General features: G+C 30.0%; 13 protein-coding genes. 6 read left to right on the top strand and 7 right to left on the bottom strand.

Going from position 1 to position 9,529, the window contains the following annotated elements:
- Nucleotides 1-233 precede the first annotated feature (233 nt).
- The 6 genes from RR409_RS18475 to RR409_RS18450 all read right to left on the bottom strand — a co-directional run bounded on the left by RR409_RS18475 (nt 234) and on the right by RR409_RS18450 (nt 3,050).
- Nucleotides 234-389, bottom strand: coding sequence for a hypothetical protein (locus RR409_RS18475; RefSeq protein ID WP_332559249.1), 156 nt, complete (start codon nt 387-389; stop codon nt 234-236).
- Nucleotides 390-674: 285 nt separating this feature from the next.
- On the bottom strand, nt 675-1,151 hold the full coding sequence (locus RR409_RS18470) for an NUDIX hydrolase (protein ID WP_332559248.1): 477 nt from the start codon (nt 1,149-1,151) through the stop codon (nt 675-677).
- Between the two features lie 59 nt (nt 1,152-1,210).
- Nucleotides 1,211-1,423: a hypothetical protein gene (locus RR409_RS18465; RefSeq protein ID WP_332559247.1), complete on the bottom strand. Its 213-nt coding sequence runs from the start codon at nt 1,421-1,423 to the stop codon at nt 1,211-1,213.
- Nucleotides 1,424-1,456: 33 nt separating this feature from the next.
- Nucleotides 1,457-1,783, bottom strand: a complete 327-nt coding sequence (locus RR409_RS18460) for a hypothetical protein (protein WP_332559246.1) — start codon at nt 1,781-1,783, stop codon at nt 1,457-1,459.
- Nucleotides 1,784-2,196: 413 nt separating this feature from the next.
- Entirely contained in the window at nt 2,197-2,742 is a 546-nt protein-coding gene (locus RR409_RS18455; RefSeq protein ID WP_332559245.1) for a GNAT family N-acetyltransferase, read from the bottom strand.
- 146 nt (nt 2,743-2,888) lie between these two features.
- Entirely contained in the window at nt 2,889-3,050 is a 162-nt protein-coding gene (locus RR409_RS18450; RefSeq protein WP_332559244.1) for a hypothetical protein, read from the bottom strand.
- Between the two features lie 337 nt (nt 3,051-3,387).
- Here RR409_RS18450 and RR409_RS18445 point away from each other — a divergent pair, with 337 nt between their 5' ends.
- Complete coding sequence (locus RR409_RS18445) at nt 3,388-3,807, top strand: hypothetical protein (RefSeq protein ID WP_332559243.1); 420 nt, start codon at nt 3,388-3,390, stop codon at nt 3,805-3,807.
- A gap of 216 nt (nt 3,808-4,023) precedes the next feature.
- Nucleotides 4,024-4,992 carry an NAD-dependent epimerase/dehydratase family protein gene (locus RR409_RS18440; protein WP_332559242.1) on the top strand — a complete coding sequence of 323 codons (969 nt, stop codon included), beginning with the start codon at nt 4,024-4,026 and terminating at the stop codon, nt 4,990-4,992.
- A 390-nt stretch (nt 4,993-5,382) separates the two neighbouring features.
- Here the strand turns inward: RR409_RS18440 and RR409_RS18435 are convergent, their stop codons facing one another.
- A complete protein-coding gene (locus RR409_RS18435) occupies nt 5,383-5,952 on the bottom strand; it encodes a DUF4256 domain-containing protein (protein ID WP_332559241.1) in 570 nt (189 codons plus the stop codon).
- Between the two features lie 349 nt (nt 5,953-6,301).
- On the opposite strand from RR409_RS18435, the gene RR409_RS18430 reads away from it, so the two are divergent.
- The 4 genes from RR409_RS18430 to RR409_RS18415 all read left to right on the top strand — a co-directional run bounded on the left by RR409_RS18430 (nt 6,302) and on the right by RR409_RS18415 (nt 9,529).
- Nucleotides 6,302-7,105, top strand: coding sequence for a nucleotidyltransferase domain-containing protein (locus RR409_RS18430; protein ID WP_332559240.1), 804 nt, complete (start codon nt 6,302-6,304; stop codon nt 7,103-7,105).
- A 222-nt stretch (nt 7,106-7,327) separates the two neighbouring features.
- Nucleotides 7,328-8,284, top strand: coding sequence for an aminoglycoside phosphotransferase family protein (locus tag RR409_RS18425; RefSeq protein WP_332559239.1), 957 nt, complete (start codon nt 7,328-7,330; stop codon nt 8,282-8,284).
- 82 nt (nt 8,285-8,366) lie between these two features.
- On the top strand, nt 8,367-8,933 hold the full coding sequence (locus tag RR409_RS18420; protein ID WP_332559238.1) for a hypothetical protein: 567 nt from the start codon (nt 8,367-8,369) through the stop codon (nt 8,931-8,933).
- 155 nt (nt 8,934-9,088) lie between these two features.
- Complete coding sequence (locus RR409_RS18415) at nt 9,089-9,529, top strand: GyrI-like domain-containing protein (protein ID WP_332559237.1); 441 nt, start codon at nt 9,089-9,091, stop codon at nt 9,527-9,529.

Here is a 9,529-nt window from a genome sequence, read left to right as displayed (position 1 = left end):
GTGTTTTCTTTTTAAGATGATTATTGAAAAAATCTTCTGTTACCTCTTGTAATCCAATGACATCTGCATCAACCTGATTTATCTCTGTGATAAGTTGTTCAATTCGGCTCTCCATATTTCTACTTTCATTCCAAACATTATATGTGGCTATTCTCATGATACTAATCCCCTATTCTATAAATATTTTGCTCTAAATGATTTCTGTGACACAACTTAAGAAGATTAATCACTTATTATTTGTTATTGTTTTTTTCATTGATGTAAATATCTAGTGCTTTTATTCCTCTATTCGCAAGTTTCACAAATAACACAAATCCGTAAATCCCCATTCCTAATAAGCCTACAATAATTATTAAATTAGCAAAGCCGAATATGCTAACAATGCTCATAATACCCCTCCAATATTTTCATTAAAATTACTCTCATTTTACAATTATGCCTTTGTAAATACATTCCATAACCTTATGGAAAATCTCTCTATATTGAATCCATACATGGATTCTTTAATAAGTTTGATTTACTTTATACTTGAAATCCATGGTGATCTAATTCCTTAATTAGATGTTATTAAGGTTAGAACCAGAATATTTATCACTGAAAGGTTTAACTGCGATAGACAGCTTAATCAATACTTTTACCTAGTGGTTGCATGTTTGTGCTTATAATAAGTGATGTTATTCTTTTGAAATAATGTGCTCTATGCCATTTATGTTTCTTGTTAATTTAGTTTTGAAGAATTCAGGATACAGGTGATAGCTACCTATATCCTCAATAGGTAACCAATGTAATTGTTCTTTTGATCCTTGGTCTCCATAGCTATTGCAGACAAAATTCATGTTTGTAGGTACTTTCATTAAGTAAAAAAAGGCAATTTCATGGTAATGTTCCTTTGATACTTCTTCGTGGAAAAAGTGTTCATGGATAAAGGCTAACCTGTCAATTTCAAGTTCTATGCCTGTCTCTTCAAATGCCTCACGAAGAACAGCTTCTTCAGAGGTTTCATTTAATTTTACTCTTCCTCCAACTGAATAATAATAAGGCGAACTTTCATTTTTAACCATAAGTAGTTTATGGTCTCTAATAATAATCGCCCCAACCCTATAGTTAAACTTTCCTCTATTAGTTCTAAAGGTTAAATCCTGATCTTCCATAAATATCCCCCGTCAATTATATAAATTGCTTTTTTTCCTTACCCATTACAAGTGCATAACTAATTTTCTTTTTTAACTTGTACTTTATCATTCAGTAAATTAAATATTCTTTCCTGAGCAATCAAAATTGAAACTAATAATCCAATAATAATTCCAATTATTAACCCCACAGGTATACCATTACTAAAACCTATTGTAAAAAGCCCTATCATCCCAAATAAAATAACAGATATAAATGCTATTCCGTAATTACTTGTTCTATTTTTCCCCATATCCTCATCCCCTTACTTCTACTTATAAAACATTTATTCTCTCATTATGCCGCTTTTATTTTTATCAATAACATCTACCTCCATGGTATCAAATCCTCTTGTCATCCACTTGTTGATTGTTAAATACATTTTTTCATTATCCCCCCACTTAGCCCGTATAACGAGAGTAGTTGGGGTTTGTTTTATTATTTTTTCAACTCTAACATCATCACTAAAACCAACCCTATGAGAAACTTCATCTATACTTTTTAGCATTGTGATATAATTGTTTGCTTTTTCTCTACCATAAACTATATATCCCCAAAACGATATTCCAACAATTATCACTAATAGAAGTATGATTGTTTTCTTCTTCTTCAAAACTCATTCCCCCCTCTTAAATAAACCTGACTTTTTCACTAATTTTCATCAATCAAGTTTCTGAGATTGATTGATGAAAACTACTGGTCTGACTTTAAATAAAACTCCTGTATTATTTAACTAATATGATTTTACCATATAATTACTGTAATAATATGGTTTCATGATTTTTTTAGTTACATAGTTGTTTTTCCATGAAAACCAAAACACAATTTGTTGCAAAGGCTTCAACCCAGTGAGGGCTTTGGTTATAAGTTATTTACTGATTAGTTGATTTTAAACTTTAAGATGAATGGAATAGAAGCCACTGAGAAAAGTCTCTTGGAACTTAATAGATCCTTGAATACTTTATCTTAGTGGCTTCTGTTTATCTACTTCTCTACTAGTAAACTTTATTGATTTTTACAATAATCTCAATTATTGTTTTTCAATTTATAGATAGCACAATCTTTGGATTGCCCCTTTGCATTTGTTATCATATCTTTAACTATACTGTGTTTTTGCATTCCCACCTTTTCCATAATCCTTCCTGAAGCTGGGTTGTCTGTGTTATGTGCAGCACTAATTTCACTAACCTTTATGTTATCAAATGCAAAGTCTACTACGGCTCTTAATGCCTCTGTTCCATAACCTTTATTCCACCAATTATGTCCTATTAAGTATCCTACTTTGCACTTCCTTTCATCATACTCAAATTCGAAAAGATCTATTAGTCCTATTAATTCTTTGCTTTCAATTAATTCTATTCCCCAATAGTAAAAACTAGGATCTTCATATTGACTAATGATTTCTTCAACCATCACAAGAGTTTCTTCTGAACTCTTATGTATACCTTTAATTAGGTTATCAGTAACTCTTTCGTCTGCTTTAAGATGTGTATAGATTGATTGGACATCATATAGGGAAATTTTTCTTAACTTTAGTCTCTTTGTATTAATTGTAACTGTTCCAATATCCATATGATTTTCTCCTTTTATTTCTCATTAAACTATATTTCTATAGTTGTCTTCTTTATAAATACTATTTCTACTTTAAAATAGTTAGTAATTATTTAACTAAAATTTTCTATGATGCAACAAATCTAACACCCCATGCTAGAATATCCTCATATAATAAAACTAGCATAAATGATAAAAGCCACTGAAATACATCCAAATAAAGTATTAAATTCTGTATTCTCTTCTTTTCTAACTTTTTTAATAATTGAAACTGTGTTGATATATAATAACACTCCAGCAACAACTGATCCAAAAACAAATACTCCCAAACTATAACCCCACCAAAATAAATAAGTCATGGTACTAATAGAGTGTGGCTTTTATAAAAGATTTGATATTGTTGTATTTACCCTATTTTACCATATATTTACTTCGATGATATACCTGCAACTTCTGATTATTTGTACTGAAATATAAATAAAAGACAACTTATAGCTAACACTTGAACAAAGTTAAATCTTTAGCTATAAATTCTCTACAGATTAGGTGATTTTAAATTTTAAGATGAGTGCAATAAAATGGTAAATATGATACGATTTTCTTATGAGTTAAGACATTGTTTTATTTTAGACGAAGTAAATTTTATAAAAATGTGAGGGAATTTAGATGAAAATAAAGATGTTACCAACTGCTTTTATTGTTGCCTTACTATGGATAGTACAAGTGATACTAAATATTTTTGCTATAATAATATTGCGTGAAAACAAATCCTTTTTGATAGTTCTTTCTCCAATGATTATTATTTTAATTGTTCTTTCAGTGTTTAACATTGTTAATTTTTTAAATATATATAATGACTTTGTAACTATTTCACAAAATAGCATAATTGTAAACTATGGATTGGTGTATAAGAAAAAGGAATTACTCTTAACTGATATTTGTAAAGTAAAATATAGTAGAAGTAATATAACTTTTTATATGTCAAACGGAACTAAAAGAAATTTATCATTAACATTCATAAGTAAAGGTGATGAAATGGAGATTTATAAGTTTCTTACCTCAAACTCAATAAACATTGTTATGTAATCTTCTCATTTAATGCTAAAATTAAAAACCGTATAAGTCCTTAAAGTACCGTATTATTCAGAAATGGATCTTACGGTATTTAAAATTTAAAGCTCATCACAATTATGGGAATTTGTGTAATAAATTGGCAAACATGTTATACTCTTATTATAATTAATCAAAATAGCAAAACTATGAACCTTAAAAATTATTAATTGGTATGAGGGAGAATATAAGATGAAAAAGCAAATTTTGATAATGGGCGGCAGTTATTTTATTGGTAAAAAAATAGTAGATGTATTATTAGATAAGGACTATTTAGTTTACACTCTAAATAGAGGTACTATGGAAGATAATGATAACAGATTAATAAACTTAAAATGTGATAGAAATGATGCAACGCAAATGGAGAATATTTTAAGTAAATATTTATTCGATATTGTTATAGACGTTTCTGCACTGAATAAAATACAAGTTGAAATTTTATATAAATCCTTAAATAAAGAGAATTTAAAACAGTTTGTATTTATTAGTTCAAGTGCTGTTTATGATGTTGAAAATTCTAGTATTCCATATAGCGAAGAAACTCCATTGAATGAAAACAAATATTGGACATCCTATGGTATGAACAAAATAGATGCAGAGAAATTCTTGATTCAAAGGTTTCAAGGTTCACAAACTAGCTTGATAATATTAAGACCTCCATATGTTTATGGGGAAAATAACTATGCTCAAAGAGAAAGCTTTATATTTGATCATATCTGTAACCATAAACCTATTATTATACCGAATAACGGAACCACTTACTTGCAATTTATTTATACAACTGATCTAGCAAATATTATTTTGAATTTACTAGATACTAAACTTGATACAATTTCTATTTTTAATGTAGGTAATGAGAAACCTATTACAATAAAAGAGTGGATTCAGTGCTGTGAAAATGTTGTTGGTAAGGAAGCAAGAATAATTGAGTATGATTATAAAAAATATCATAGACACGAAAGAGAGTTTTTCCCCTTCTTTGATTATAGTAACGTTCTTGATACATCAAAAATTAATAAACTTTATAATAATGAAACTGATTTTCTAGAAGGTTTAAAAAATGCTTATCAATGGTATTGTAATAATAAGGATAATATCTTTTTAAATGAAAATGTAGCACTAAATGAACAAAACATTATTGAAGAATTAAAAAATATATAGTTTGCAGTTTTTGGTTAGATGAATAAAAATAACAATGGAATAATTTATTGTGATACCGTATTAATCAGAAGTGGATTTTACGGTATTTTTTATTTTTTTCATTTTCAACGAAATCTAACTACCTTTTTCTTTTCTCATAAGATTCTCTTCACCACTGCTATCACTCCTTTCAATATAACTTATAAAAACAGCGTAAAGGACTTGGTAAGTTATGCCTTAACCGGATTTCTCTTAATCTATTTACAAATATAAATTTTATTATTTTAATCAAAACCAATGCACTAGAAAAATTACCATAAATCATAGTAAAAATGCGTCAAATCCATTTCATATATTACAGATTTGACGCAACTAATATACATACTCCTAAAGTCAACTTCACACTAAAATTTATACCCTTAGCGAACCTCGGAAACCTCTACCAGCATAGTAGGATTCTGCACCATTGTGGTATACAAACACAGTGTCGTAACGACGATCACAAAAGATGGCCCCTCCCAGTTTTCTAATATTATCAGGTGTTTTCACCCAACTTGATGTTTTCGTATCGAAATTTCCAAGGTTCTGCAGCTCCCTATATTGTTCTTCCGTTAAAAGCTCAATGCCCATGGCAGCAGCCATACCAATTGCGCTATTTTTGGGTTTAGGCTCTTTCCTGGACTCCTGTGCTTCACCGTCGTAACAAACACTTCGACGGTTTTTAGGACTTTCCACTGAACAATCATAAAAAATGTATTCCCCCGTATTTTTATCATAGGAAACAACATCTGGTTCACCACCAGTGATTTCCATTTCATTCAATGTCCATAGTTTTTCAGGATTAGCTTCAAGTTTTGTATGTACTTCATTCCACTCAATACCTATATGGTAGTTCATGTTTTTCTCAAAACGAGCTTTCAATATTCTGAGTAGTTCATCACGTTGTTCTTGTGATAGCTCCTTTGTATTTATCTTTGTCATGTTAGATTCCTCCTTACTGATTTTACTTATAATGCTTTAAGTATATATAAGTATTTGTTTATTTAAAATAGTTTTCTCAAACTAAGCGGTGAAAATTACATCATGCTCCCCCACTATAAATAAAATGCATTCAGAAACCCTTAAGGTCTCCATTTAAATAATTTGTGACTTAACTACTAAGATTAACTAGGCTAATAATTGTGTTTGAAAACGGAATAATCAGGCGTTAATATTTTCATTTGGCATTATATATTACTCTTATTGAATTTTGATTATAAATATGTTACTCTACAATAATACCTAAATTTAGATAGTAAATTTAGGCTACGCGGAAAAGGAGATGGGTTATATGATACCAAGAATGCATAAAAGCTTTATAGACAATTCTATAAAAATATTTAAAGAGGATGCAAGAATTGTAGGGGTTGCTGCAGGAGGCTCATACATTATAAATGATATGGATGAGTATTCAGATGTGGATCTTATCATCGCCATAGACCCCGACTATTATAAAGAAGTAATGGAAGAAAGATTTAAAATATCAGCTAAATTGGGTGTGTTGCTATCAGCCTTTACTGGAGAACATGTTGGTGAGCCAAGGCTACTTATATGCCTATATGGTCCTGAGTTATTACATGTTGATTTGAAGTTTGTATCAATGGATGATATAGCTCATAGGGTTGAGGATCCAATTATTTTATGGGAAAGAAATAACTGTATATCGGAAGCTTTACAATTGAGCCAAGCAAAGTTTCCTACCCCTAGTTTACAATGGATAGAAGATAGATTTTGGGTATGGATTCATTATGGCTCAACTAAAATTGGTCGAGGAGAAATTTTTGAGACTATAGAATTCATATCTGCATTAAGACAAACTGTAATTGGTCCATTGCTGTTGATGAGGAATGGAAAGTTGCCAAGAGGTGTAAGAAAAATAGAGTTTGATGCTCCAGATGGCATAGCTTTATTAAAGGAGACTATACCAGAATATAGTATTGAAAGCTGTATAAAATCCTTGAATGTAATAATAAAAATGTATTTAGACTTAAGAGAATACTTTGTAAGTGAAGATTTTATAAAACGGGTAGAAGCAGAAAAGCATTCCTTGGATTACTTAAATAGAATAAATGATAAAACTGACAAATTAGTATAAGTTAGTTTAAGTAACATAAGTTTCTACTTTGAAAATTCAACTATAAGAATCTCATTGCAAACTTGATAAAGAATATTATGACTTTGTAAATGAGTAGAAAACATAATTATATGGAAAATTAATGCAATAAAATGGCAAATATGATACGCTTTTCTTATGAGTTAGGACATTGTTGTAATTAATGGCGAAGTCATGATTTCTTATATAAAATGAGGTGATTATATGGCACAAAATAACTTTAGATTTTTTGATTTTGAATGCCTAGACACAGAATCTATTCAAGCTATTTTTTCTAAATACAATAGTGAACTGTTAGTTCAAAACATAGCTCCAATTGCAACTGGAATGAGTACAATCAATTATATGGTTGAGGCTAGAAATAAAAAGTATTTACTTAAAGTTTATCCTAGGAGCAATGACCGTAGCCCTATAGAAATAGCAGCTTATAAACACGCTGGCAATATTATTAAAGTACCTGAGGTATTGTATTTTGATAACTGTAAAACCATAATTAATAATACTTATGGGATTTTTCAATACATTGATGGATTCACATTGAAAGAATATGTGTCTAAAAACAAAGGTTTCTCAAATAATGTTGCCTATAAAATCGGAAGTATGCTTGGATTATTACATGGAAAGGAATATAGTTCAGCAGCTTCATTAAATGTTGACTTTAGTATTAAGAAAGAACTAATACCTTTTGAAAATCAATACGAATACTATCTTAATGGAATGGCTGGAAAATATTTAAACGAAATAGTAAAAGGAGATTTAGAACATTTCATTGAAGATAATCGCCACTTAATAAAGCGAATATCAGAGAAAAATGTACTCTGCCATGGGGATTTTATCCCTTCCAATATCCTTATAGACCATAATGATACCCCATGGTTTATTGATTTTGAGTATTGTCTTTCTATGCCATGTTATTATGACATTGGAAAAATCTTTAGAACTAGAACGAATTTTTCTCAGTATATAGATGATAAAACGAAAAGCGATTTTGCAGAGGGGTATAATTCTACGAGCCTAAGGACATTACCTGACGACTGGTATAGGTTATCAAGAATAGCGGATATAGTAGTAATGCTGATGCTAATAAACAGGGATAATATTCCAAACCATTGGATTGGTGAAATTGAAAAAGAAATCATCACTGTTATGAACCTGAAGTGATACAAGCCCCACCAAATGAGCAGAACCTATAGTAGGTAATATATTCACTAATAATTTTAAAATAATTTCATGGGGGTATTTTATGGACTTAATGAATTATTCTGATTTTGAAAATCTATTGAACAGTTCCCTTGGTAAATATTATGAAGGAAGATGGGCTTACTTCAGCGAAGTTATAGGTATTATCCATAAAAATGAAAAGATAAAAAAAGTTTTAGAATTGGGGCCAGCTTTTCAAACTATCGTAAAAAATTGCGATATTATGGTTAAGCCAGAGAATGATGTATGGGGTACACCAGAAAAGTATGTTGCAAAAGAATATAAGCATGATGCTACCGTAATACCATGGCCAATAAAGGATAAGGAATATGATTTGTTCATCGCATTACAAGTATGGGAACACTTGGGTGGAAAACAAAAGGAAGCATTTACAGAAGTTATGAGAACGTCTAAAATGGCAATTTTAAGTTTTCCTTATATGTGGGATTGTCCAAAAGACAACGCAAATTATCCTGAACATCACATGATTGATGAAAAAATAATTGCAGATTGGACTTTAAATGTAGAGCCTATAAAGACAATAAAAATACCGAGAACTGGTGATAGGGTATCTAAGGGTCCTAGAATAATTTATTTTTGGAAGTTTTAATTAATTCATGTTTAATACAGTATTTTATTATTTTGTGTCACTACAGTAAATTAAGGGAAAATAAAGAAAGCTTATATCTTATATAGAATTTAAAGCAGATTTATTATGGACTAACTAAAAGTATAGATTTTGTTCTATTTGAAAGGAGAATATAAATGGAAAATGTTCGTATTTATGAAATCCCTGCTTGTAAGATGGTATCCTCTCAATGTGGTATGTTTAGTGATGGCAAACTTGAAGGATTTAATGAATGGTTCAGCTCTTTGCCCAGAACAATGTTTCCAAGAGATTTTATGTGGTATGACAACGAGGCAGGAGGATTTGTATGGTATTTCATGTATAACCATGGGATGAATGTACCTGAGGATTTTAGTATCATTGATTTTCCTGGGGGATTATATGCTGTTGCTACTGATATAGACGGGGAAGATAATTCACAGGTAATAAGTGAAATTAAAAATTTTATTAGAGAAAAAGGTTGCTTTGAGGAAGATACCTCTCGAGCATATTTAGGCAATATTCCAACTCCCCCATCCGCTTGCAAGGCCATGGGCTATGAGCAAATGGATTATTATGTACCAATAAAAACTAAATAG

This window comes from Clostridium sp. (assembly GCF_036642255.1).
In the GTDB taxonomy this organism is placed as follows: Bacteria; Bacillota; Clostridia; order Clostridiales; family Clostridiaceae; genus Clostridium_J.
The sequence above is the reverse complement of the archived record's forward strand: the minus strand, read 5'-3'. Positions and strand labels throughout refer to the sequence as shown.

What these genes read in the sequence shown, in the direction of transcription:
- RR409_RS18415 (WP_332559237.1), top strand. Translation starts at nt 9,089, where the DNA reads ATGGAAAATGTTCGTATTTATGAAATCCCTGCTTGTAAGATGGTATCC.
- RR409_RS18430 (WP_332559240.1), top strand. Translation starts at nt 6,302, where the DNA reads ATGATACCAAGAATGCATAAAAGCTTTATAGACAATTCTATAAAAATA.
- RR409_RS18475 (WP_332559249.1), bottom strand. Translation starts at nt 389, where the DNA reads ATGAGCATTGTTAGCATATTCGGCTTTGCTAATTTAATAATTATTGTA.
- RR409_RS18440 (WP_332559242.1), top strand. Translation starts at nt 4,024, where the DNA reads ATGAAAAAGCAAATTTTGATAATGGGCGGCAGTTATTTTATTGGTAAA.
- RR409_RS18425 (WP_332559239.1), top strand. Translation starts at nt 7,328, where the DNA reads ATGGCACAAAATAACTTTAGATTTTTTGATTTTGAATGCCTAGACACA.
- RR409_RS18470 (WP_332559248.1), bottom strand. Translation starts at nt 1,151, where the DNA reads ATGGAAGATCAGGATTTAACCTTTAGAACTAATAGAGGAAAGTTTAAC.
- RR409_RS18420 (WP_332559238.1), top strand. Translation starts at nt 8,367, where the DNA reads ATGGACTTAATGAATTATTCTGATTTTGAAAATCTATTGAACAGTTCC.
- RR409_RS18455 (WP_332559245.1), bottom strand. Translation starts at nt 2,742, where the DNA reads ATGGATATTGGAACAGTTACAATTAATACAAAGAGACTAAAGTTAAGA.
- RR409_RS18465 (WP_332559247.1), bottom strand. Translation starts at nt 1,423, where the DNA reads ATGGGGAAAAATAGAACAAGTAATTACGGAATAGCATTTATATCTGTT.
- RR409_RS18435 (WP_332559241.1), bottom strand. Translation starts at nt 5,952, where the DNA reads ATGACAAAGATAAATACAAAGGAGCTATCACAAGAACAACGTGATGAA.
- RR409_RS18445 (WP_332559243.1), top strand. Translation starts at nt 3,388, where the DNA reads ATGAAAATAAAGATGTTACCAACTGCTTTTATTGTTGCCTTACTATGG.